The organism is Acidiferrobacteraceae bacterium (assembly GCA_037388825.1).
Taxonomy (GTDB): Bacteria; Pseudomonadota; Gammaproteobacteria; order Acidiferrobacterales; family JAJDNE01; genus JARRJV01.
Map to the genome: position 1 here is coordinate 40158 of JARRJV010000011.1, position 22400 is coordinate 62557.

At 59.0% G+C, this 22400-nt stretch carries 23 protein-coding genes; 11 read left to right on the top strand and 12 right to left on the bottom strand.

The window, feature by feature from the left end; all coding sequences use genetic code 11:
* Positions 1–54: 54 nt before the first annotated feature.
* Complete coding sequence (locus tag P8X48_03305; GenBank protein MEJ2106345.1) at positions 55–3480, bottom strand: FecR domain-containing protein; 3426 nt, start codon at positions 3478–3480, stop codon at positions 55–57.
* A 988-nt stretch (positions 3481–4468) separates the two neighbouring features.
* On the opposite strand from P8X48_03305, the gene P8X48_03310 reads away from it, so the two are divergent.
* From P8X48_03310 to P8X48_03335, 6 genes are all read left to right on the top strand, one after another.
* The gene (locus P8X48_03310) at positions 4469–7144 is read left to right on the top strand and encodes an MFS transporter (GenBank protein MEJ2106346.1); all 2676 of its coding nucleotides are present in this window, start codon (positions 4469–4471) and stop codon (positions 7142–7144) included.
* Position 7145: 1 nt separating this feature from the next.
* The gene (locus P8X48_03315) at positions 7146–7580 is read left to right on the top strand and encodes a cyclic nucleotide-binding domain-containing protein (protein ID MEJ2106347.1); all 435 of its coding nucleotides are present in this window, start codon (positions 7146–7148) and stop codon (positions 7578–7580) included.
* A 25-nt stretch (positions 7581–7605) separates the two neighbouring features.
* On the top strand, positions 7606–8370 hold the full coding sequence (locus P8X48_03320; protein MEJ2106348.1) for a hypothetical protein: 765 nt from the start codon (positions 7606–7608) through the stop codon (positions 8368–8370).
* A gap of 145 nt (positions 8371–8515) precedes the next feature.
* Positions 8516–9280: a 3',5'-cyclic-nucleotide phosphodiesterase gene (locus P8X48_03325; GenBank protein ID MEJ2106349.1), complete on the top strand. Its 765-nt coding sequence runs from the start codon at positions 8516–8518 to the stop codon at positions 9278–9280.
* A 234-nt stretch (positions 9281–9514) separates the two neighbouring features.
* Positions 9515–9745 (top strand): sulfurtransferase TusA family protein, encoded by a 231-nt coding sequence (locus tag P8X48_03330; GenBank protein ID MEJ2106350.1) that lies wholly within the window; start codon positions 9515–9517, stop codon positions 9743–9745.
* Between the two features lie 10 nt (positions 9746–9755).
* Positions 9756–10367, top strand: coding sequence for a helix-turn-helix domain containing protein (locus P8X48_03335; GenBank protein MEJ2106351.1), 612 nt, complete (start codon positions 9756–9758; stop codon positions 10365–10367).
* A 27-nt stretch (positions 10368–10394) separates the two neighbouring features.
* On the opposite strand, the gene P8X48_03340 is transcribed toward P8X48_03335, so the two are convergent.
* Entirely contained in the window at positions 10395–11078 is a 684-nt protein-coding gene (locus P8X48_03340) for a methyltransferase domain-containing protein (protein MEJ2106352.1), read from the bottom strand.
* 12 nt (positions 11079–11090) lie between these two features.
* Positions 11091–11720 (bottom strand): TetR/AcrR family transcriptional regulator, encoded by a 630-nt coding sequence (locus tag P8X48_03345; protein ID MEJ2106353.1) that lies wholly within the window; start codon positions 11718–11720, stop codon positions 11091–11093.
* A gap of 164 nt (positions 11721–11884) precedes the next feature.
* Here P8X48_03345 and P8X48_03350 point away from each other — a divergent pair, with 164 nt between their 5' ends.
* On the top strand, positions 11885–12985 hold the full coding sequence (locus P8X48_03350) for a mechanosensitive ion channel (protein MEJ2106354.1): 1101 nt from the start codon (positions 11885–11887) through the stop codon (positions 12983–12985).
* A gap of 24 nt (positions 12986–13009) precedes the next feature.
* Here P8X48_03350 and P8X48_03355 read toward each other — a convergent pair whose 3' ends face one another.
* On the bottom strand, positions 13010–13723 hold the full coding sequence (locus P8X48_03355; GenBank protein MEJ2106355.1) for a ParA family protein: 714 nt from the start codon (positions 13721–13723) through the stop codon (positions 13010–13012).
* A gap of 261 nt (positions 13724–13984) precedes the next feature.
* Here P8X48_03355 and P8X48_03360 point away from each other — a divergent pair, with 261 nt between their 5' ends.
* Positions 13985–14746 (top strand): hypothetical protein, encoded by a 762-nt coding sequence (locus tag P8X48_03360; protein ID MEJ2106356.1) that lies wholly within the window; start codon positions 13985–13987, stop codon positions 14744–14746.
* A gap of 48 nt (positions 14747–14794) precedes the next feature.
* Here P8X48_03360 and P8X48_03365 read toward each other — a convergent pair whose 3' ends face one another.
* Complete coding sequence (locus P8X48_03365; protein MEJ2106357.1) at positions 14795–16183, bottom strand: hypothetical protein; 1389 nt, start codon at positions 16181–16183, stop codon at positions 14795–14797.
* A 68-nt stretch (positions 16184–16251) separates the two neighbouring features.
* Here P8X48_03365 and P8X48_03370 point away from each other — a divergent pair, with 68 nt between their 5' ends.
* Both P8X48_03370 and P8X48_03375 read left to right on the top strand, forming a co-directional pair.
* Complete coding sequence (locus tag P8X48_03370; GenBank protein ID MEJ2106358.1) at positions 16252–16422, top strand: hypothetical protein; 171 nt, start codon at positions 16252–16254, stop codon at positions 16420–16422.
* A 19-nt stretch (positions 16423–16441) separates the two neighbouring features.
* The gene (locus P8X48_03375) at positions 16442–17254 is read left to right on the top strand and encodes a phospholipase A (protein MEJ2106359.1); all 813 of its coding nucleotides are present in this window, start codon (positions 16442–16444) and stop codon (positions 17252–17254) included.
* 21 nt (positions 17255–17275) lie between these two features.
* Here P8X48_03375 and rimI read toward each other — a convergent pair whose 3' ends face one another.
* Complete coding sequence (gene rimI, locus P8X48_03380) at positions 17276–17752, bottom strand: ribosomal protein S18-alanine N-acetyltransferase (protein MEJ2106360.1); 477 nt, start codon at positions 17750–17752, stop codon at positions 17276–17278.
* Entirely contained in the window at positions 17749–18435 is a 687-nt protein-coding gene (locus P8X48_03385; protein MEJ2106361.1) for a uracil-DNA glycosylase, read from the bottom strand. The genes rimI and P8X48_03385 overlap by 4 nt, the downstream gene beginning before the upstream one ends.
* Between P8X48_03385 and P8X48_03390 the strand changes: the two genes are divergently transcribed.
* Positions 18412–18798 (top strand): hypothetical protein, encoded by a 387-nt coding sequence (locus tag P8X48_03390; GenBank protein MEJ2106362.1) that lies wholly within the window; start codon positions 18412–18414, stop codon positions 18796–18798. The two genes, P8X48_03385 and P8X48_03390, sit on opposite strands and share 24 nt — an antisense overlap.
* A gap of 28 nt (positions 18799–18826) precedes the next feature.
* Here P8X48_03390 and P8X48_03395 read toward each other — a convergent pair whose 3' ends face one another.
* From P8X48_03395 to P8X48_03415, 5 genes are all read right to left on the bottom strand, one after another.
* Positions 18827–20374, bottom strand: a complete 1548-nt coding sequence (locus P8X48_03395) for a 2-isopropylmalate synthase (protein MEJ2106363.1) — start codon at positions 20372–20374, stop codon at positions 18827–18829.
* Positions 20375–20474: 100 nt separating this feature from the next.
* Entirely contained in the window at positions 20475–20618 is a 144-nt protein-coding gene (locus tag P8X48_03400; protein ID MEJ2106364.1) for a hypothetical protein, read from the bottom strand.
* 41 nt (positions 20619–20659) lie between these two features.
* Entirely contained in the window at positions 20660–21460 is an 801-nt protein-coding gene (pssA, locus tag P8X48_03405) for a CDP-diacylglycerol--serine O-phosphatidyltransferase (protein MEJ2106365.1), read from the bottom strand.
* A complete protein-coding gene (locus P8X48_03410) occupies positions 21447–22127 on the bottom strand; it encodes a phosphatidylserine decarboxylase (GenBank protein MEJ2106366.1) in 681 nt (226 codons plus the stop codon). Before P8X48_03410 ends, pssA begins: the two co-directional genes overlap by 14 nt.
* Positions 22128–22172: 45 nt before the next feature.
* On the bottom strand, positions 22173–22400 hold a 228-nt coding region (locus P8X48_03415), incomplete at its 5' end, for a ketol-acid reductoisomerase (GenBank protein ID MEJ2106367.1).

The following is a 22400-nucleotide window of genomic DNA, read 5'->3' on the forward strand; positions in this document are numbered from 1 at the left end:
CCTTGCAAAACACCACCGGACGATACCGTCAATGTGCCCAAGAAATCCTTGAGGCTACAAATACAGCGTCACCCGTCCGTAAATCATGCGCGCCGGCTGCATGGTCGGATTGAGCGCATCAATCTGCTGGTAGGCGAAATTATTGTCCAGCAGGTTGGTACCGCCGAAGGCCACGAATCCCCGTCTTCCGGCCAGGCGATAGCTCACCGACGCGTCCACCACCCAGAAGTCGCTGCTTTGTTTGCTAACACCGGGAACAGGAGTGCCTCCGGAATCATAGTTCTCGTGGACGTAGGTCCCCTTCAAGCCATAGGTCCAGCCTGAAGCAGTAAAGTATCGAATTCCCAGAGGGAGTTTGTGCGCCCTGATCTCGCTGACGCTTTCCAGACCCGTGGCGGGTGAATAGGATCGATTGAGGCGCTGATACTGGTACGCCATGCTTAGCGCAACCCGCTTGCTGGGCGTCATGAACAAATAGGCCCGCCCACCGTCCTCCTGCCAGTCCGCGCGCTGCAGCGTCGTGGTCGGCGGAAGGGTCGTGGTGTCCGTATACGGGAAAGGAACGGTCAAGTCGCGCCTTGACAACTCCACTCCACCAAAGACCTGTTGGGAAAACTTCTGGTCCATCGCAATGCCATAGCGCCAGGCGTCCGTCGATGCCAGATCGTCGTAAAACTGGTTAAATCCGGCTACCTGGGTGGGTTCAAGCGTCTGATCGGTAATCAGGCTGCGCTTGAGTGCCCGGAAGCCCGCCGCGCGCACTGTCGTACCCGGGCGCACCTGCCAGGTAACACCGAGTTTCGGGTTGACCTGATCTCGTGCCTGCGACAACGGGTCTCTGGTGTCATACGAGTCCCAACTGGCGCCAAGGGTGAGCCTGACGTCAGCCACCATCCGAATATTGGAATAGACGTAGGCGTTCTTCTGCTTGGCGCTGAGATCACTCGTAGTGCTGCAACCGGGTTCTGTTCCAGTCGGACAGGTAATGGGGTTGACCTGCGTTCTGTTCACGACTTCGTTCAGGTCAAAATACCCGGTACCGGCAGTGATGTCGTATTTAGCGGAACGGTAAAGGTACTGCAGTTCCGTACCCAGACCCTTGTTGTCAGGCCGTTGTTCATCCACTGTAAAACCGGGAAGCGGCGAGTCGTGAAAGGTGCTGTCCTGGCGCTTGTACATGACGGAGGCCAGCAAGATCGAGTTCGGTGCAAAGGCGTGGCGCAGACCGCCACGATAGACATCGAACTGCCGGTCGTTTCTAAGAGCCGTTGAAAACGATCCATTCATGAACTGATTCAGATCGCCGTTATTGGTATCGCGGTGCCGGTACTCGAATTGCACGCTGGTATCCGGCGACAAGGCGGACTGGATAAACGCATTGCCGATGTTGTCCGTCTGATCATTATTGGCACGGAAGCCATCGGTCTGGAATCTCGACACACCCAGGCTGTAAGACAGATTGTTGGAAATACCGCCAATTACGAGGTCGCCTGACCCGGTTGCCATTTCACCAAGCGTTCCACTCAGTATCACGTTGACCTGATTACGCTTGAACAGGGAATTGAACTCGTCCGCCGAAGCCACAGCCGGGCCGGCAGAACTGATCAGGTACAGATTGCTCTCTGCCGCCCGCGGTTGAATGGGCGCCAGATTCAGGGGATCGAGCAACTGGGCCTGCAGCAATTCACTGACGCGCGCGATTTCGTGCCGTGGCAGTACCGAGTAGGAATCGGCGAGGAAGCGGTGCGCGGAAGAATTGCTAGGGTCGGTATTGACCGATTCGTAGCCTTCCTCCAGAGCCAACTGCTGGAATCCGAGATCGCTGTAGACCTGCGCCAGGCTTACATTCCGCGCCGCCTCGTCTGAATCCAGAAGCAAACGCGAGCGATAAACCGCGCGGTTGTCGTTACGCTTGATGGAGTCGTTCACTTCCTTCAGGGCGGCTACGGGCTGGTTCTCGGTTTGCAGGCGGATGCCGTCGTAGAGGTATGCCGTGGGATCCTTGGGATCGAACTCCTTGGCAATCTTGAATTGCTGGGCATCCAGCGGCGAGCGCTTCTCCTCGTAGTACGCCTTGCCAAGATAGGCGCGCAACAGCGCACTGTTCCCGTTCAACGCCACCGCCACCTCGAGGTCGCGCCGTCCGGCTTGCAGCTGGCCACGATTGATACGCGTCAGGCCGAGGCCCAAATGAGGAAGCGGATCGGCACTGTCGGCGGCGATGGCTTTCTCGAAGGATTTTGCCGCTTTGGCAATACGGAAATCCGCGAGTTCTGCAAAACCGAGGGCCATCTGCGCCCGGCCCAAACCTGGTGCCAGGGCGAGAGACTTCTCGGCTGCAGCGATGGCATCGCGACGGTTACCGAACATCAGGTGGAGTTCGGAAAGGCGTGCCCACGCCAGGGCATCCTTGGGCTGGCGCTTCACCGCGGTCAACAGTGATTTGCGCGCTGCCGGCAAGTCAAAACGCGCCTGCTGGGCGTAAGAAAGGGCGATGTACGCGGCCGCGCTGTCAGGCGACAACTCGACCGCCTTGCGTCCTTCGGCAAGGGCCCGATCGCGATCATTCGACACCACGGCAATCACTGCGCTGAGCGCATGACCCAAACCGGAACTGGCATCCTGTGCCAGGGCACCGTCTATGTCCGCGCGCGCCTCATCGATCCGTCCCACAGACAACAGTAGCGACGCGCGCAGGACATGGAACTGGGCATCGCGCTCTTCCTGGGGCACGCCATCCAGGGCAGCGAAAGCCGCGGGGTAGTCGCCGCGGGCCGCGCTTTCCCGGGCGTTGCCCAGGGACGCAGGCGCACCGGCGCTTTCCCCGAGGGCCAGCACCGGCGGATAGTAGAGTGCCCACTGGGAGGCGTCGCGCGGCCTTACAATGGTGCGCGGCTGTGGCGCCTTGCCGGCCTCGGCCGCGACCGAGTGGCCGGAGGGAACTGCCATGCTCCCCTGATCATTCGCCGCCCGCACTGTCCCCTCGAATACCGTGAGGATGGTTTGCTTCTCGGCCACACGGATAACGAACTCCGTGCCTTCGATTGAACCGTTCAGGTAGGGTGTACTGACTTCAAACTGTCGTGGCTTGCGACTGAAGGACTGGATCGCGCCTTGCACGAGGCTCAGCAGCGAATGCTCCTTCGGTTTGCTCTTGATGTTGATGAGCCGGACAGTCGTGCGCTGGTCGATTCGCAGCACCGCCTGGTTGGCCAGAGCAACGGCCGCGCGACTGCGCTCCGCGGCACGCACCGTATCCCCTTCGCAAAGGGTGTCCTGTAGTTTTGCTGGCACCCAGTCTGCAGCGCCATTGCGCTGAAGTTCGACGCGTCCTTCCACGTCGACCACTTGCCCTGCAGCCGGATCGCAGGATTCGATGGCGTATGCGGTGGGTACAGAGAGGATAACGAGCAGCGCGGCTGCGGAAAGACGCTGTCCAAATCGCTTGGACATCTTGCCAGAAAAAGAAAAACGAGCCATGTTCCCCTACCCCGCAAGTTCGGAGCCCTTTGTTGTAACTGAAATAATCCGCAAACAAAGGGCCTAAGAACTACCCCGTTTCTGCCGGATCCGTTTCCCCTGTTGGTACTGGCTTGTTCGTCTTTCGACTTATAATAATCTTGATCGCTTTGATCGGTCACTGGCTTGGTTTTGCGTCCCTGCTACCGGCGGAGGTTGCTGCAACCACCTGTAACGGAAATGCATCAATGCCACACCAGCTTTGTCGCCTACTTGTTGCAGTAGTGGCGTCATGTATACAAGCAAGCTGTTTTACATGATCGCCATTTCTTTGACAATGCTTTTATTGTGACATCGTGCCACGCGCCGTGCATTCGTACTGACGTTTCTGAACTTCCAAGTTCAGCACAACTAACAACCCGCCAGTTACCCCATTGACTTCCCAGGGGCCGCACCCACTCCTTGCAACTCAACTTCCGACTTTTCCGATTTCTATTCGCTGACAAGGCCTTCTTCACCCAGATGGTGCCCGGATCGGCCGACTCGGTAATGACGAATAGCCATCAGCACGGCAGGCTCCTTCACAAAAGAAGAGAGCGATCATGTTCGCAACGGACTCTACGGTGGCGCGTCAAATCCGGGCGCTTGCACGAACTGGTGGGCTACCTCGACATCTGCGACAGCAAGGGATCGCTGTAACGCTTCGACCAGCATGATGGCGGCGCGAGCATCGCCATGGGACCACAAAGAAGAAACCTGCTCCGCTTGATCACGTCTTTCGATCCCGGTGCCTGGTTCGCGACCTGCGCCGCTGTCCGCGAGGAAGTGGCACCGCTGCTGGTCAGTGAATTTGAACTATTGTATGCTTTTTCAAACGGCCAACTGCGCGGAATTTTTTGATACCCGGTCGCCCATCTACCGCCCGGAACATAGGCAACTGTGGCGTACCGCGCGACAACAAGAGCCTCGAAGTTTCTTGTGAGCTTTACCGATCCGGAGACAGTGCACCATGCGGTGGTTGACCAAGCTCCTGATGATTAAGGACGAGGAGCGCTCGTCGATGGTGTACTACGTCACGATCTTCGTGCTCATCGGCGTGGGCCTGTCGCTCGGCCGGGGAAGCATGGGTGCGCTATTCCTGAAACGCTACGGTATTGAGTACCTGCCGATAATGTACGCGGTGCTGAGCGTGGTCATGGCAGTGGCGAGTCTCGCTTACGCTTCCTACGTAGATCGTATTCCTTCCGAGCGGATGTTCGTGAAAATGCTCGGCGTGCTGGGCATCCTGGTAGCTGCCATCTGGGGGACCATGTCCTTCACAAACGCCGAGTGGGTCTATCCGGCGTATTACCTCGTATACGAACTTGCATCCGAGTTGGTCATCGTCCACACCAAACTCTACGTGGAACAGAACTTCGACAGCCTGCAGTTGCAGCGCCTGTCAGCGCCGATGTTTGCCAGCGCGAATATTGGCAAGTCCGTGGGTGGCGCACTTCTTGGTGTGATTGTGCCGATCATCCAGGTTTCAAACGTCCTGCTTGTCTGGGCGGCGCTCGTAGCGATACCAATTTTGCTCATCGTCCTGCGACACAGACATGTGGGGATTTCGCCATTCTTCGTTTCCGGACGGAAAGGCCGTGGCGTTGTGAAGCAATCGGTGGAACATGTGGCCCAGGGTCTCAAGTTCTTTCAGAAGACAGAAATGCTTCGGGCCGCATCCTATGCACTGTTTTTCATGGTAATCAGTTTTTTCATTCTTCGCTATTCGGTGAACCGGGTCTTGACCGAAACCTTTCCGACTGAGGACAAGCTCGCTGAGTTCATCGGATGGATCAGCGCAGTCACCGGTACGGTCGCACTGTTGGTTCAACTGCTGCTTACTGGCCGGCTAATGCGCCGTTTCGGGGTAAAAAAGGTTGGATTGATATTTCCCTCGTCCGCCGTTCTGAGTTTCCTCGCACTCGTAGTCAGCTTCAGCCTGCCGGCTGCACTGATCGGCATATTCTCCCGGGACGTGATCTTCCCCGCCGTGCGCAAACCGTCGAGGATGGTTTTTCTACATGCCCTGCCCGACTACATGATGGGGCGCGTAAATGCGCTGTCCGTGGGCCTGGTGCTTCCGCTGGCGCTTCTGGCAACGTCCGGGTTTCTAATGTTGACGCAGAGGCTGTCGGAACCGACCTATTTTGTTGTCGGCGGCATGTGCTCCAGCCTGATTTATCTATATTTCAGAATGCGCGCCAATCGTGCCTACACGCCGGCTCTCCTCGCGACACTGTCCCACAGGTTGTTTCTTCCGCAGCGCCAGGGCGAGGATATGCTGAACGCGGGGAACGAGGAACTCTGCAAGCAGCTGGTGCGTGGCGTGTCCGGCCCGGATGAGAATATGGCGGTAGCCTATGCAAGGATGCTCACTGCGGTCTGTCCCGATGACGCGCCACGAACGATTGCCCAGCGACTGCCGACAGCCAGCTACCCAACGCGGGACCGTCTCTTGCGGCTACTGATCGCCGGAAAATTACCGGTTTCGGATATTCTATACGACTCGCTGGCCGACACGGATACTCGTCTCAAGGCAACCATTCTTGAGGCGCTGTTTGACACAAGAGACCCGCGTGCTCGCGAATATGTCGACCAATGTCTTCATTCCGACAATCCCCGACTGGCGGCGACCGGCATTTTCGGGGCGTACCGCTACGAACGGGCCCACCTTGAGCCGTCGGTGCAAGAAACCTGGCAACGTTTGCTTTCCAGTCCCCGGGACGTCGAAAACCTCGCGGGGCTCGAGCTGATGGCCCGGATACCCGATCAGCGGCTCGTGCCACAGCTTCGCAAGCTCATGGAGAATCCTTCAACACGGGTCCGCCGGGCTGCCCTGAAGTCTCTGGCTTGCTTTCCGCAAGGGTCATTGGCTGATTTTGCGCCGGTACTGCGGGCGCTATACAAAACCACGGATCCCGAGCTCCGCGCTCTGTGTGTAGAGGGCTATCGGGTACTCAGCGCGGCAGAACGACACCAGCTCTGTATTGAGGCGCTTGAAGACGAACACAATGCAGTACGCGATGCCGCGCTCAAGCTGATCGAGGAAAGCGAAGGCCGCGACCGGGCTGTGGATATCGTAAAACAGTGGATCCTGGAGAATCGCGGCTTTCCGCGCGCCCAACAATCGGCGTTGGGCGCCCTGTCGCGCTATCGGCTGCCTGGCGAGGTATTCAAACGCATCGCCGAGTCGAAGGTGCATGAGGCCAGCAAACTTGCACACGCTCTCCGTGTCATCCAGAGTGACTACGAAGCGAATACCCGTACCGATCCGGTGCTGGAGCTGCTTGCGATCGTGTTGCAGGAAAGGGTGAGCCAGGTGCTCGATCTGGCGCTCATGGCCATGGAGAATTTCGAGGATCCGGCGACGATCACCGCCGTTCGCGCGGGGCTGGCGACCAACGACCGCCGCCACATCGCCCATGCGTGCGAGGCACTGCACAATCTGCATGACCATACACTCACGGCGCCCCTCATTGCACTTGTAGACAATACCGGCTTCGAGAAGAGAGATGCGAATGTTGCGCAGGAAGATACATTCCAGAACGCGCGCGAAGTGATTGCCTGGTGCATGCACCATCCGGACGCATGGTTGCGCGAGTGCGCGTCGCGAACCGCTCCGGCGTCCGTCGCAGCGGGAACGTAACATGGCTGATCTCTATACCCGCATACTCATGCTCAGCAAGGCGCCGGTGTTCTCGAGCGTAAACACGGAAGACCTGCGAGTCCTGGCATTGGAGCTTGAAGAGGAGGCATGCTTTGCCGGTGAGCGGGTCTTTGACATTAGCGAGCCCAGCGACCGGGTCTATATCATCGAGAGCGGCAAGATCGGAATTTCGATCAACCCGGACCCGAAGGCGAAGGAGTTCATCGCGACACTGGGGCCCAATGAATGCTTCGGAGAGATGGGCATATTCGATGACAATCCGCGCTCCGCAACCGCACACGTCCTTGAGGACTCGACGCTGCTGGTGCTGGACAAGGCAAAACTGCGAGCATTGGTTCTTAACTATCCGGAAATGGCACTTGGTATGCTTCGCAGCCTGAGCCTGCGACTGCGTGAGGCAAACCGCAAACTGTAGGGGACGCTGAACAGGAGGGATCGGTATGGAGCGAAATAGCCGCGCGGGGAGATTCGCCGCGCGTTTTGCATCATCGACAATCGGTGCACTGCTGTGCGCGCTTGCTGTCGCCCCAATTACATACGCCGACGCATCGGTCGCCATCGGTGCCGATCCGCACTATACACGGGCAGGCTTCTTCGATATGCACGTGTGCGACTGGACGGATCGGCCACTGTTCTTCCTCGTCGTCTTTTCAACCGAGCGCTATGCCGAAGTGAAGAGCGTGGACGTGATCAGACCCAATGGCAAGCCGCTGGTGAAAATGGATCTCAGCCGCTACCGGATCATCAAGCGCAAAAACAAACCGGAGAAGCGGGCATTCATAAACAAGCTTCCTCTGCCGCGCGACGCAACGGACGGTTGGTATTCCGCCCGAATTGCTCTTCGGAACGGGAAGCACTATGTCGCCAAGGACTTCGTCGTCATCTACCCGATCCCCCCCGCAACCGGCCTGACGCCGCGGAATGGTGTCGAGAATATCCCGGTACCTTCGGTCCTGAAGTGGAACCCCGTACCGGGCGCCAAATACTACAAGGTATATATAAAGGATGAGTGGGAAGGCGATAGGCTCATATACAAATCGAAGCTGCTGACCAAACCCCGTTTGGATTTACCGCCAGGGATCCTCAAACCTGGTGGTTTGTACAGCTGGCGCGTGCACGCCCGCGACGTCAATGAAAACGTTCTCCTTGGTGATTTTAATCACGGGTCCTTCACGGGCGAGACCGAATTCAGTACCGCAGAATAGTGTTTGCGCCGCAAAATCGGAAATCGAGGAGCAGGACACGTGTGCGCGTGTTCCACGACCGTGTGAATTTTGAGGCAATGCGTTCTTCCGGCGCTGGCAGCGAGAACTGCGCCGTACGCAGACGGAATTTCCGGGAGGAGATTGCGTGAACATCAAGGTCCTGGGGTTTAACGGCAGTATCGGTTCCGACCGTCATACCACGTCGCTCCTGATAGACGACGACATTCTGATTGATGCCGGTACGGGCGTCTGCAGGCTGTCACTCGATGAGATACTGCGCATACGCCATATCTTTCTGACGCATTCGCATCTCGATCATCTCACCGGCATTCCGTTGATGATCGATAGCGTCTTCAGTCAAATCAAAACGCCGGTCCTTATACATGGGAGGCGCGAAACGCTAGCGGCGCTGCAAGACCATATTTTTAACTGGCAAATCTGGCCCGATTTCTCCGTCTTGCCACGGTTTGACCATCCGGTCATGCGCTTCGAGGAGCTCACGCCGGGGGATTCCTTGACTATCGGCGGTCGTACAATCCACGCGATTCCGGTGAACCACGTGGTTCCGGCGGTCGGTTACCGCGTGGAGGCAGATGGTGGCGTGTTTGCCTTCAGCGGCGACACAAGCACCAACGATACCTTCTGGGATGAACTCAACCGGTTCGATCGCCTGGATGTGCTTGTTGTGGAAGCAGCCTTTTGCGACAGGGACCTCGAGATCAGCCGCAAATCAGGGCACTATTGCCCGCAACTTCTCGCAGCCGATCTTCCGAAGCTGCGCCATCGACCCAGGGTATATCTGACGCATCCCAAGCCTGGCGCGGAGGATATGATCCTCGGCGAATGCCAGGCCCAAATTGCGGACTTTGAGATAGCCAATCTCACGGGAGACGAAATCTTCCGGTTCTAGCTACGTTGTGCCAAAGACGGCCGACATGCAGATCGTGGAGGACTGGGTCGAGCCGTTTCGCAAAGGCGTGCTTTACGACCTCAGGGATGGCCGCATCCGCGCCTGGTTTCCCCGCCGCCATATTCACTGCAGTGCCGCCGGAACGCCGATTTTCCGCGTTTTCTTGCGGTGTTGACGCGAAGGCCCGTTTGCTGTAAATAACTAAACGTTCACTAACAAAACAGGAGCGAGAAAATGGCTGATTATGATGTGGAACTGGATGCCCGCGGGCTGAACTGCCCCCTGCCCATCCTGCGTGCAAAGAAGTCCATCAACGGCATGTCTTCCGGTCAGGTGCTGCACATAGTGGCCACTGACCCGGGCTCGGTAAAAGACTTCGAATCCTTCTGCAAGCAAACCGGAAATGAGTTGCTCGCTTCCGGCGAGGCGGACGGCAATTTCACCTTCGACATCCGCAAGGCCTGATCCACGGCCCATGACCAAACGCCTGAAGGCGGCGGAGCGACGCGCGTCCATCCTCGCCGTGGCCAAGGTCCTGTTTGCCGACAAGGGTTACCACGGCGTGTCCGTGGATGAGATTGCAAAACGGCTGGGCGTGAGCCCGGCCGTTTTGTATCAGCACTTCCCTTCCAAGGAAGCCCTGTACGAATCGGTGCTCACCACGATCTCCGAAAAACGGGAGAGCTATGCCGAGGCGGCCCTGGCCGAGCCCTCGGATTTCAAGAACATCCTGCATCGCATGACGCGTGTGTTCGTGGAAAGCGTTTCGCGCGACCCTGACTACCTACGCATGGAACTCATGAGCGCCCTGGAAGAGGCGCCGGCGGCACAACATTTCTTCGAAAATCGCTGGCGTTCCTTTGCCGACTATATCGAATTCAGTCTGCGGGAACTGACGGCCGAGGGGCGCGCCGATCCGGTCGATCCCAGAACGGCCAGCCTCATGTTCCAGGGAATGATCCGCGAGGCGCTGTATGTCAAACGCATCCATCGCAACGAGCGATATCAGTCCTTCGAGCTCGACGCCCTGGTCGATCAGCTGATCGAACTGTTTCTCAAGGCCGTCGGCTATCGCGCCAACGCCTGACCGCGCGACTGCCCGAATCCCGGTCGATCACCCACCCTCCCCGGCACCGGGTGCCTTTGCCAGGATGACCGCCGAGGGGAAGGTGAACTGGCTGATCTCCTCACGTTGCAGGACCTCAAAGCCAGCGGTGACCAGGGCCGGCCCCAGGCGCACGGGCCGGCACTCGGTCAGCAGGGACGGGAACTGCTTTGCCAGCCAGTACCAGAACCGATGGACCGGTCGGGTGCCAAAGGAAAACGCCGCAACCCCCAGGGTACCGCCGGGTTTGAGCGCGCGCCGAAAGCCGTCCAGCAGTTTGGGGTAGTCCTCTTCCGGCAGAAGGTCGAGCATGAAGGTACTGAACAGGAAATCAAAACCGTTGTCGGCGAAAGGCAGATCGTAGGCGCTGCCCTCTTCCAGTCGCCAGTGTTCTAGCTCCCCGATACGCGCGAGTCGTTTGCGGGCATGGGCCAACATGGCGGGCGAAAGATCCAGGCCGATGTTTTCGCCATCAGGATTTTGCGCCAATAGGGAACTGAGCAGGCGTCCGGTGCCGACGCCCACATCGAGGACGCGGCTCCCGTTCCGGACGGAAGCAAGCTGCAGCAACCGGCGCAGGGCCTTGTCTTCGGTCAATCGGCCCCAGGTATCGTAGAACCAGGCCACATGCGCGTATTCCTTTTTCAGCTTCTCGGCAGAGAAGCTGCGTTTCAGTTGTTCGGTGTTCTCCATGTCCGTGTCTCCTTAACGATGGGCCGCATCTGCCCGCACCAGGCCATGCAAGACGACTGCGATCAGGGTGTCGGCACTGGTCTCCCAGTCCACGCTTGCGGGGTCGGCAAGCCACTGGACGATGAGACCGTCGTAGGCGGCGATCAGCACACGCGCCAGGCTGTCCGGGTCGACCCTGCGAAACTCCCCGGCTGTCATGCCCGCCCGGATCAGCTGTGCCAGCTCTGCGCCCAGGCTCGTAAACAGGATCCTGAATCGCTCGCGGATGGCCTCGTGCCGCGGAATATGACTCCAGAACTCAACCTGGGCATTGAGCAACTCGCCCGAACCTTCGACTCGCTTGGCAGCGCTGCGGGCGAGTGCGGCAAGCTTTCCGGCGAATGTCGGCGCGGCCGCCAGGGCTGCGCCGATTTCACGGTCGAGGTTGGTCGTCTCCCACTCCTCGTACACCGCCATTAGGAGCTCTTCCTTGCTTTCGAAGTAGTGATAAACCGTTCCCTGGCTCACCCGGGCGGCGGCAGCCACGTCCGAGACATTTGCCGCATGGTACCCGTGTTGCGCAAACACCCCACGTGCTGCCTCGAGGATTTGCGCCCGGCGGTTGGCCCGCACTTGCTCGTTTTGCGCCTGATTTCTTGGCATAGTTTTAAATTCTACTTTTGATTGACTACCCAGTCAATATATACCAGCCAATCCGCTTCAACCGGATCTCCAGGCAGGCGTAGACACAACGGCCAGATCAGGTCTTCATGGCCACGGCACGCCGAATTCGCTAGGCTTTTCCCCGGTCAACGAGCCGAAAGCACATGAACGCATCCAACGCCTGGAAAGAGCTGTACTCGGGAATTCTTTCGCACGCCCCGGCACTCGTGGGTCTTGTCCTCATCGCCCTGGTCCTGTGGGCTGCGAACTGGTGGTTGTTGCGGCGCAACCCAGAAATGGGCGCGGAACAGCGTCTGCCGCGGCAACTGCTGATGTTCCTTCTGTTCCTCGCCGCGCTGTTGGTTCTGATCCTCCTCATTCCCATGTCGGATACTACCCAGGGGCAGATCCTCAGCCTGCTTGGTATTGTCCTGACGGCTGTGATCGCCCTGTCGTCCACGACCTTCGTATCGAATGCCATGGCCGGATTAATGCTGCGGCTCATCAAAAGCTTCCGGCCCGGCGATTTTATTCGCATCAATGAACTGGTTGGCAGGGTGACGGAACGCGGGCTGTTCCATACCGAGATCCAGACGGAAGACCGGGATCTGACCACCATTCCGAATCTGTTCATTGTCACCCACCCCGTTACCGTGGTTCGCACTTCCGGCACCATCATCTCGGCCATGGTGTCGCTGGGATACGACGTGCCGCGGGAACAGGTGGAAACCCTGCTGAAGCAAGCCGCGGAACAGGCGACTCTGGAAGACCCTTTTGTCCAGGTGCGGGAGCTGGGTGATTTCTCCGTAATCTACCGGATCGCCGGTTTCCTCTCCGACGTGAAACAGTTGCTAACCGCCCGTTCCAACCTGCGCAAACAAATGCTGGATGCCTTGCACGAAGCCGGTATCGAGATCGTATCGCCGACGTTCATGAATCAGCGTCAGCTATCGGAAGCACGGAAATTCATTCCCCCGAAGAAAATCCCGGAACCGGGGCCGCCCGTCGTCGAAGAGGCACCGGAAGCGATCATGTTCGACAAGGCGGAACAGGCCGAGCGACTCGAGACCCTGCGCTACGAGCATGAGCAGCTGCTGAAGCAAATCGAGGAACTGGACGCCAAACGAAAAGAGTCGTCCGGGGCGGAACTCGACAAGATCGAAAAAGAGATCGACCGCCTCACCCGCGACGCCGAGGCCGCTGCACGGCATCTGGAAAGCCTGAAAGAAGCGGAGGCCTCTGCAGAGAAACCGGAAGACAAATAAGAGGCCTGCTCCCCGGCCGGACCGTCAGGACTTCTTGCGCACCCGCGGGATACTGCGCCGGCTGTTGATCCAGTCCAGCAGCGGCTGCCAGGTTTCCCGGTCGTGCTCCGCATCCTCGAGTTCGAAGATGCCGATTCCCTGGGCGTCGGCGCGCAGATAGTTCTCGCTGTCATGGATTTCCGCCAACAAGGGAATTTTCAGGCCCTTCAGGAAATCTTCGAGGGTGTGGTTGATGTCGCTGCTGACGGTGGAAAACGGGATCCGGACCGCGCGTAGCAGCCGCTCCATCGCACCCGCCACCCGATTGGCCTCACGCATACGATTGGCCACCAGGGCGAGCTTCACTTCCTTGCGCGATATCTTTCCCACGCCAAGCAACTCGTCGATGAACTTGCCTGCCGCCCGCATATCGGTGGCGGAAGGTTGTACCGGGATGAGTACCGTCTCGGCCCGCCGAACCAGGGCGGTCAGATCCTTGCCGTACACCGAGGCCGGCGTGTCCAGAATAAGCACATCCGTGTATTTCGGTGGCCGAATCGACCCCGCCAGACCGTCCAGTCCGTGAATGGGGCGATACTTGTCCGACCTCGCCGCCAGCCACCCCAGGCTGGATTGCTGTGGATCCAGATCCGCCAGTGCGACGGACTTGTGCTGGGTGGCGAAATAGCTCGCCAGATTGGTGGCGAGCATGGTCTTGCCCGACCCACCCTTCGCGTTGAGTACCATGATTCGGCGCATGAGGTTCGTTTCCGGAATGAGCCCGAACCCATTTTACGCAGTGTTCACCATGGGGTTCAAAACACCCTCAACAGCCAGCCGGATTGGTGAACCTGGCCTGCAATCTTCGGGAGAATGTCAGACTCGCCCGGGCCCGGCATTCATCCGAATCCGGGGCAATCTACCCATGACGGGCAATTTTCAGCTAGAGTAGAAAATGTGTGAAGAAAGCGAAGTCCTGCTGCACAGCAAACCCAAAAGGAGACAAGGAGGAGAGTGAGAATGATTCCCGTCCAGTTGCGCCGCATTGGCCTAGTGGCCATCTTTTCGGCCCTGATGCTCGCCATTTCCGGTTGCGTGGTCGCGCCTGCTCGTCCCGCCGCTGGCGTCGCTGTCCAATACGACTACTACTACTATCCCGACGCGGATGTGTACTACAGCATTTCCACCGGTTATTACTACTACCTGTCGGGCGGTGTATGGCTGCGCGTACACACCCTGCCCCGCCACTACCATCTGAACCCGCGGTATCGGGTTCGCGTCCATGCGCCAAGGCGCCGGCCCTACGAACATCACCGCGAGCACAGGCGAATCTATCGCCCGCAGCCCCACGACGAAAGGGGTCGGGTGAGGAATCACAACGGATATCCAGGGCCGTACCCGGGTCGGGACCAGGGTCGCGACCGGGGTCGAAATGGGAACGACGATGGGTATCCAAATGGCAATCAGGGCCGTGATGGGCGTGGAAACCACAACGGCCGGCCCGATCGTATGCCCGGTCCCGATTCCCAGGGACAGCATCGAAACGGCTCGGGGGTGCAACGCAGCCAACCGCGTTCCGGAGACAACAAGGCCGGGCGATACCAACGCAACGGCGAGAAATCCCGCGGAAGCGTCAAACCGCAGCGCGGTCGCAAGAACGGCAAGAATGTCCAGAGTGGCAAACAAAAGAGCGGGTACCAGAAAGGAACCAAGCAAGACAAAAACGGGAAGAAGCAGAAAGAGGACGACAACGGCAGCGATTCGAGGCCAATCTACCGGTAGTCGCACCCCGCGCCGGCCAATGCCGGCGCGGGAAACCGCTCGGTCACTCTAGCGGCCACGCTTCCGGCCCGGCTCCAATTCTGTCCAGTGCCCGCCCCTGTCCGTGGTAACGTACAGATGCTTGCCGCAACGGACCAGGATCCCGGATTTCGGATCATGCGGGTTTCGTATTTCGATCCGGTGTATGCAGTCGTCAAAGGGAATCCGCTGTCGTTGCCACACACCCGATCCGGACGGCCTGAAGTACAGGAACGTACCCCCTCCCAATTCGCGATGTCCGCCGAGATACAGCCCTTCGGGCCTGTCGAGCAGGTTCCAGTACTTCGCTTCCCGATCGGGATTCGGGATATAGGAATAGTCGCCCGTAGCCCGGTCACGGTACAAAATTGCCCCGTTTTCCATGGCGGCATTGATAAACAGCCCGTTGTCCGAATCCAGGAAATGCGCGTAACCCGACAGATTGGATTTCAGACCCGGGAACCCCTTGGGATCGAACCCCTTCCAGGTCGTGCTGCCCTTTGCCAGTGAGCGGATGCGCATCGCACTGTCAAGCAGATAGATCGTGTCGCTCCGGGAACGGAATACCCGCACCGGGGTGAATCCCGGAGGAATGGGATGATAGACGATGTGCTTGCCATCGAAATTCAGCAAGCGGTAAGTGTTGTCGGCCTCTCGCGCCACGCAATTGATGTACCGCCGTGCGTGAAAACAGCTGCGGAAATCGGAAAACGTATCACTCGGGATGACTGTGAACCGCGCCGAGGGTGACTTCGCCCGATCCACCCGGGCCACGGTCCCCAGGTTCCCCGCTACGCGGTTCCACGGAAACTGCCGCATTACAAAGGTGCGAATTGCAATTTCCTTGCGAAGAGCTTCAAGCTTGCGCGGATCGAGGAAGGTGTATCGCGGACGCTCAAACGGCCGCTCCCGTACGACCGCCCAGACATCGGGTTCGACATGGCGGAGATGGCGAATCATCTGCCTGGTATTGTCGATCGGCACGATATGGTAGCCGCTCCTGGTGGCCTCGCGCCCAAACCAGAGAACGAGCAGCCCATGATTGAGATTCTTGCCGGTGGAGACATGGAATGTCTCACCCAGGGCCTTGGTGTAGGTCCGGATGCCATCGGTGTAGACCATTGAGTCCAGCGTGTAGCTACCCGGCGGCAGGGCAATGACAATGTATCCGTGATGCACAACTCCCCGGTACAGGCGGCCGCTGATCCTCAGATCGGCCTCGGCCGGCAAGTCATCCGACGCCCCACGCCAGTCAACCCAGTCGATCCGTCCCACCACGATGGATTTCTGCTGCAGCTCCCCGACCGAGACCTGCACCGGCCGTCCCGCACATGCGCTCAGCATCAGGACGACCATCATGGCCAGGGTCGCGCGCCAGCCATAAAACCGGGAAAGCCTGATTGCAGAATTTGTCTTCATTGTGGCGGACTCCATCCGCGAGGCCCTCCCCGGCTTTGCGCCGGAACCAATGCAAAAGCATCATAGTCATGATCCAGGACCCCGGCAAAGGAAACCCTGTCGCCGAAGTCGCGGATGGTTTTGTGTTCGTCGCGGGACTCGTTACACTCGTGGCGTTGCCAAAGTGGTTGCCGCGTGGAGAAAAATACAGGGAAATCGACCATGTCCGGGACTCGACGCCGCAGTTCAAAACCCAATAGAAGACCAGGTCGCGCAGTGATGCCGGTTCTCGCAATCCTGGCGCTGGGAACTGGCCCGCATAGCCTCGCGGCAAAGGCGGCATCCGATGACAACGGGGCGAATCTGTCCAGGACGAATCCCGCTTCCAATGAACCGGAATTTGCGCGGGTGCAGGTCACCAATGGTCTCTCGGTACACAAGGAGACCTATATCCTGCCAATCACGTGGAGCGATCTGTACTACGGTGGCGAATCGGAGATCGAGTTCCAGATCAGTTTCAAGCAGCAGATCACCCACCTGCCGTTCTATTTCGCGTATACCCAGAAGTCCTTCTGGCAGGCCTACAACACACCCAACTCTTCCCCATTCCGGGAGACAAACTACAACCCTGAACTGTTCTATCGTACTGAGCCCGGCAAGCTGTTTGGCACGTGGGGTCTCGACGTGGGTGCCGAACACGAGTCCAACGGCCAGTCAGGCGCGTCGTCGCGGAGCTGGAATCGCGTGTACTTCGCTCCCTACCTGCCAAGGAAGAGGTCTCTGCTGTACTGGAAACTCTGGGCCCGGATTCCCGAGCGTGCCAGCAGCGATGACAATCCGGACATCACTGACTACACCGGCTGGGGAGAGTTGCACTATAGATATCGATTCGCCGGTGGGCAGTTCGTTCACATGATGTTGCGCATCAATCCGGCCACGGAAAAAGGGGCCTTTAGCATGAACTTCAGCATGCCCGGGCCACCGAACAGCTACTACTATCTATTCCATGTCTTTTCGGGATATGACGAGAGCCTGATCGACTACAACCGGCGCAATACCCGGTTTGGTATCGGCATTATCTTTGTCCGCTAGCTGTGCCGGACGGCCGAAACCCTACGAAGCCTCGTCAAGGTCGAGTGCGAGAATCATGGCGTCTTCACGGCCATGGGTCGCAGGATAGTAGTCCTTGCGGATACCCACCTCGCTGAACCCCAGATCCTGATACAGCCGATAGGCCGCGTCATTCGACATGCGCACTTCCAGAAACGCGACGCGCGAGCGGTTTCGACGCGCCACTTGCAGGAGATGGAGCACCATCTTGCGTCCGAGCCCCCGTTTCTGGAAATCGGGATGTATGCAGACATTCAGCAAATGGCACTCGCCGATGGCGTACGACATGATGCCGTGTCCGACCACACCGTCGGCAGTCTCCAGCACGCAGCAATAGTATCCGACGCGCAGACAATCGCGGAAAATGTTCTCGCTCCACGGGTAATCGTACGCAGCGTTTTCGACCTCGATCACGGCCCGAAGATCGGCAATCTCCATGGGGCGTATGTGGGGCCTGGCCGGTTTGATTACGGCACTCATGCACCCTCCACGATCTCGCGCGCCAGCTTCAGATCATCCCAGGCCTTGCGCTTGTCCGCCGGACTACGCAACAGATAGGCAGGATGATAGGTGGTCACGAGCGGAATTCCGTGATAATCGTGTCTTGTTCCGCGAAGACGGCCCAGGGCCTGATCCGTCTTGAGCAAACTGTGGGCGGCGTGACGTCCAAGCGCTACCAGGATCGCCGGCTGAAGCAATTCAATCTGTCGCAGCAGGTAGGGTTCGCACTGCTCCACTTCTTCCGGTCGGGGATCGCGGTTATTGGGTGGTCGGCACTTGAGCACATTTGCGATATAGACCTGCTCCCGTTCCAATCCGATCGCCTTCAACATTGCATTCAGCAGTTGCCCCGCTCTACCGACAAAGGGTTCCCCCTGGCGGTCCTCGTCCGCCCCTGGTGCCTCGCCGACAAACACCCATTTGGCCTTGCGATCTCCCACCCCGAACACGGTCTGGGTCCGGGTCTCATGCAGACTGCAGCGAGTGCAGCGACTTACGGTCTGCTGCAACTCCTCCCAGCCCATATCCGAAACGACGCCGCCAGGATCAGGAACCGGAACGGCGGGGGGGCCGGATACAGCAGCGAAATTCTCCCCACGAGCGACCCAGGTCTGGATGCCCATGGCCTGAAGATACTGATGACGGGTAAGATCCTGTGTCATGATGCAAGCATAACGACGGAACCGCGGAAAACAAAATCAGGATTCGCGGGGAGATACCTGATCCCCGGCCTGGAACCGGCACCGACAGACCAGGCGCTTGCAGGGATTGCATGCCGCTTTCGGTCCATTTACAAAGCTGTACCAGAGTCTTCACCGGAACACTGGCCGACCGGCCCGGGAATCGCTATTATTTTCATCCGGTTTCCACCTGACAGACGGCCGTGTCAAAACCTGTTCAGCAACCCCTTTGCCAAGCGTGCGGTCAAATCACAGGTCAAGGAAAAAGCAGAGAAGGCCCTGGAAGGCGCGCGCGAGACCATCCATGAGGCCACGGAGCCGGCGAAGAAGAAGCTGGAGCAATAAACAGACTCCTTCTCCGCCGTTCCCGGATCTAGATCGCCTGGTCGGCCTGCGGGTGTGCCCGCTCGGCCGGGCTGATCAGTTTATTCAGGGCATTCGTGTACGCCTTGGCTGAAGCGATCACGATATCGGTGTCAGCTCCCTGGCCGTTGACGATGCGACCACCTTTTTCCAGTCTTACCGTTACCTCGCCCTGGGAATCCGTTCCGCTGGTGATGTTATTGACGGAATAGAGCAGAAGCTCGGAACCACTGTTCACCACGGATTCAATCGCCTTGAAGGCGGCATCCACCGGGCCACTGCCACTCGCGGTCGCCGGCGCTTCCTGGCCATCAATGGACAACACCATCTCGGCCTCCGGGGTTTCACCCGTTTGTGAACAGACCTTGAGTGAAACGAGACGGTAGTGTTCATTCTCTGCTTCGGTTCCCTCTTCCGTGACCAGGGCCTGGAGATCCTCATCGAAAATTTCGTGCTTCTTGTCGGCGAGCTCCTTGAAGCGTGCAAACGCGGAGTTCAACTCGTCTTCGGACTTGAACTCGAAACCGAGCTCGTTGAGGCGGGTGCGGAACGCATTGCGACCGGAGTGCTTCCCGAGCACAATCCGGTTGGCCGACCAGCCCACATCCTCGGCGCGCATGATTTCGTAGGTCTCGCGCGCCTTGATGACGCCGTCCTGATGAATCCCGGACTCATGGGCGAAGGCATTGGCACCGACAATCGCCTTGTTGGGCTGCACGGCAAAGCCTGTAATGTTCGCCACGAGGCGGCTGGCAGGAACGATCTGCGTCGTGTCGAGACGCGTATCGCAAGAGAATACGTCCTGGCGGGTGCGAACCGCCATGACGATCTCTTCAAGCGATGCATTGCCTGCCCGCTCGCCCAGGCCATTGATCGTGCACTCGACTTGTCGTGCGCCGTTTATGACGGCGGCGAGCGAGTTAGCGACGGCCAACCCGAGATCGTTGTGGCAGTGGACGGAAAACACGGCCTTGTCGGAGTTGGGAACTCGTTCGATCAGGTCCTTGATCAGGGCCCCGAAATACCCGGGGATGCTGTAGCCCACCGTGTCCGGTATGTTGATGGTACCGGCCCCGGCATCGATTGCGGCCTCCACCACGCGGCACAGGAAATCCGGCTCGGATCGGCCGGCATCCTCGGCGGAAAACTCCACGTCGTCCGTATGATTGCGGGCCTGCTTCACCGCCTTGACCGCCTGCTCCACGACCTGGTCCGGCTCCATGCGGAGCTTCTCTCTCATGTGGATGGGTGAGGTGGCAATAAACGTGTGAATTCGACCCGCATTGGCCGGTTTGATGGCCTCTGCGGCCCGCTCAATATCGCCGGGGACGGCACGCGCCAAACCACACACGACGCTGTCGCGTACGACTTCGGCCACTGCGCGCACGGATTCAAAGTCCCCATGGCTGGCAATGGGAAAGCCGGCCTCGATGATATCGACCCGCATCTTCTCCAGCAGCTTGGCGATCCGAACCTTTTCGTCGCGGGTCATGGACGCGCCGGGGCTCTGCTCCCCGTCACGCAAGGTCGTATCGAATATGATCAATTGGTCCGTCATGATGTCCTCATCTGCGATGCAGGCAAACGGCGGCGCTAAGGCATCGCCGTGTCAAAATCTGGGTTCAGGTTTGTCCCCTTACGGGACATGTGGGGTTCGATTAGTGCGCCTGGCGGCGCAGCAGTCGCAGGGACAGCAGCAGGGAGAACTGGCGAACAGCCGCACGGCGATGGGCATCGCCGGCCGAAATCATGGATCGATTGGCCCCGCGGGTCATAATCCGGTTTGTGTTCGCCGTGTTCATATTGTCAATATAGCGGCTCCTTCCGCAAATTTCAAAACCTGTCAGCCCTTTTCCTTCTTCCCTTCCCGGGACCGCCCCGAACGCCGCCCGCGGCGGAAGAGCCTGCGTACGGCGGTGACCGGGCCCAGCAGGGTATACAGGACCGCCGCACCGAACAGCACCCGGGGCGGGTCCAGGGTGATCAGAACGTACAGCAGGGGCAGCGCCAGCAGGGCGACAAAGGGGATCTTGCCCTTGAGATCCAGGTCCTTGAAGCTCCGATAGCGGATATTACTGACCATGAGCACGCCCGCCGCCACGGTGACGACCAACGCGAGGATGGAGATGGCCCGGCCGGGAACCCCGTAGCTGTAGAGTACCCAGACAAAACCGGCCAGCAGCGCCGCCGCGGTGGGACTGGGCAGACCGTAAAAATAGGCCTTGTCGGTAGTGTCCACGCGCACATTGAAGCGGGCCAGACGCAAACCGGCGCCCGCGGTATAGATAAAGGCCGCCAGCCAACCGAGCTTGCCCATGCCGGACAATGCCCATTCGTACATAACCAGGGACGGCGCGACACCGAAGGCAACCATATCGACGATACTGTCGTATTCGGCGCCGAACTCACTCTGCGTATTGGTCCAGCGAGCCACCCGCCCGTCGAGGCCGTCGGCAATCATGGCAATGAAAATCGCCATGGATGCGAGCTGGAAGTTGCCGCTCATGGCCTGAACGATGGCGAAGAACCCCGCAAAGAGTCCCGCGGTCGTGAACAAACTCGGCAGAAAGAAGATATCCTTGCGCCCCGGCCGGCGTCGCTTCTCTCCGCTTTGCTCGTTCTTCTCTTCTTCAGTCTTCGCCATGGTCCACTCCCGGAGTTTCCGCTCGCGCAAGGACCGCAATGATATCGCGTCCGGACTTCACCCGGTCGCCCAACGCCACCCGCGGCGTCGCCGTATCAGGAAGGTAGACGTCGACGCGCGATCCATAGCGAATGAAGCCGAAGCGCTCTCCATGTCCGACCCGGTCCCCCGGTTGGCGATAGCAGCGGATACGGCGCGCGATCAAACCGGCGACCTGAACCACGACCACGTCGTCGCCCGCGTCGGTCCGGATCCACAGCGCATTGCGCTCGTTCTCCTTCGATGCCTTGTCGAGAGCGGCATTGAGAAAACTCCCCCGCTGATACCAGATCTCGCGAATCTTGCCGTCCACAGGACTGCGATTGGAATGAACGTTGAAGACATTCATAAAGATGCTGATACGGCGTGCCTCGCGTTCAAGGTAGGGATCGCGGACCACGTCGACGGCGACCACCCGGCCGTCCGCGGGACAGATCACCGCCCTGGGCTCCGCGGGGATGTCGCGGACCGGATCGCGAAAGAACTGGGTGACGAACACGAATAGCAGCCACATGGGCGCCGCCCACAACCAGCCAAAGAAATAGGTCAGCGTCGCCGACGCCGTGAGGAGGATCAGGATATCAATCCAGCCCTCCGGGGCGATTATGGGTTGTCTTCGCGCCGGCATTTCGATGCACCTTGGGCGATCTGAATCTGGCCAACAGGCCCGCAATCAGTTCTTTGTGGTATCGACAATCTGATTGGCCCGAATCCAGGGCATCATTTCGCGCAGCTGGGCACCAACCTTCTCGATCTGATGCTCGCCAGCCTTCGCCCGCAGCTCGGGGAAACGCTTGCCACCGGACGCAGCCTCGTCCATCCACTCCTTGGCGAATTCACCAGACTGGATCTCGCCCAGGATCTTTTTCATCTCCGCCTTGACCTGCTCATTGACTACGCG

Bases quoted from the DNA above. Each gene is read 5' to 3' on its own strand.
- P8X48_03305 (MEJ2106345.1), bottom strand. From the start codon at position 3,480: ATGGCTCGTTTTTCTTTTTCTGGCAAGATGTCCAAGCGATTTGGACAG.
- P8X48_03310 (MEJ2106346.1), top strand. From the start codon at position 4,469: ATGCGGTGGTTGACCAAGCTCCTGATGATTAAGGACGAGGAGCGCTCG.
- P8X48_03315 (MEJ2106347.1), top strand. From the start codon at position 7,146: ATGGCTGATCTCTATACCCGCATACTCATGCTCAGCAAGGCGCCGGTG.
- P8X48_03320 (MEJ2106348.1), top strand. From the start codon at position 7,606: ATGGAGCGAAATAGCCGCGCGGGGAGATTCGCCGCGCGTTTTGCATCA.
- P8X48_03330 (MEJ2106350.1), top strand. From the start codon at position 9,515: ATGGCTGATTATGATGTGGAACTGGATGCCCGCGGGCTGAACTGCCCC.
- P8X48_03335 (MEJ2106351.1), top strand. From the start codon at position 9,756: ATGACCAAACGCCTGAAGGCGGCGGAGCGACGCGCGTCCATCCTCGCC.
- P8X48_03340 (MEJ2106352.1), bottom strand. From the start codon at position 11,078: ATGGAGAACACCGAACAACTGAAACGCAGCTTCTCTGCCGAGAAGCTG.
- P8X48_03345 (MEJ2106353.1), bottom strand. From the start codon at position 11,720: ATGCCAAGAAATCAGGCGCAAAACGAGCAAGTGCGGGCCAACCGCCGG.
- P8X48_03350 (MEJ2106354.1), top strand. From the start codon at position 11,885: ATGAACGCATCCAACGCCTGGAAAGAGCTGTACTCGGGAATTCTTTCG.
- P8X48_03355 (MEJ2106355.1), bottom strand. From the start codon at position 13,723: ATGCGCCGAATCATGGTACTCAACGCGAAGGGTGGGTCGGGCAAGACC.
- P8X48_03360 (MEJ2106356.1), top strand. From the start codon at position 13,985: ATGATTCCCGTCCAGTTGCGCCGCATTGGCCTAGTGGCCATCTTTTCG.
- P8X48_03365 (MEJ2106357.1), bottom strand. From the start codon at position 16,183: ATGAAGACAAATTCTGCAATCAGGCTTTCCCGGTTTTATGGCTGGCGC.
- P8X48_03370 (MEJ2106358.1), top strand. From the start codon at position 16,252: ATGATCCAGGACCCCGGCAAAGGAAACCCTGTCGCCGAAGTCGCGGAT.
- P8X48_03375 (MEJ2106359.1), top strand. From the start codon at position 16,442: ATGCCGGTTCTCGCAATCCTGGCGCTGGGAACTGGCCCGCATAGCCTC.
- rimI (MEJ2106360.1), bottom strand. From the start codon at position 17,752: ATGAGTGCCGTAATCAAACCGGCCAGGCCCCACATACGCCCCATGGAG.
- P8X48_03390 (MEJ2106362.1), top strand. From the start codon at position 18,412: ATGACGGGTAAGATCCTGTGTCATGATGCAAGCATAACGACGGAACCG.
- P8X48_03385 (MEJ2106361.1), bottom strand. From the start codon at position 18,435: ATGACACAGGATCTTACCCGTCATCAGTATCTTCAGGCCATGGGCATC.
- P8X48_03395 (MEJ2106363.1), bottom strand. From the start codon at position 20,374: ATGACGGACCAATTGATCATATTCGATACGACCTTGCGTGACGGGGAG.
- P8X48_03400 (MEJ2106364.1), bottom strand. From the start codon at position 20,618: ATGAACACGGCGAACACAAACCGGATTATGACCCGCGGGGCCAATCGA.
- pssA (MEJ2106365.1), bottom strand. From the start codon at position 21,460: ATGGCGAAGACTGAAGAAGAGAAGAACGAGCAAAGCGGAGAGAAGCGA.
- P8X48_03410 (MEJ2106366.1), bottom strand. From the start codon at position 22,127: ATGCCGGCGCGAAGACAACCCATAATCGCCCCGGAGGGCTGGATTGAT.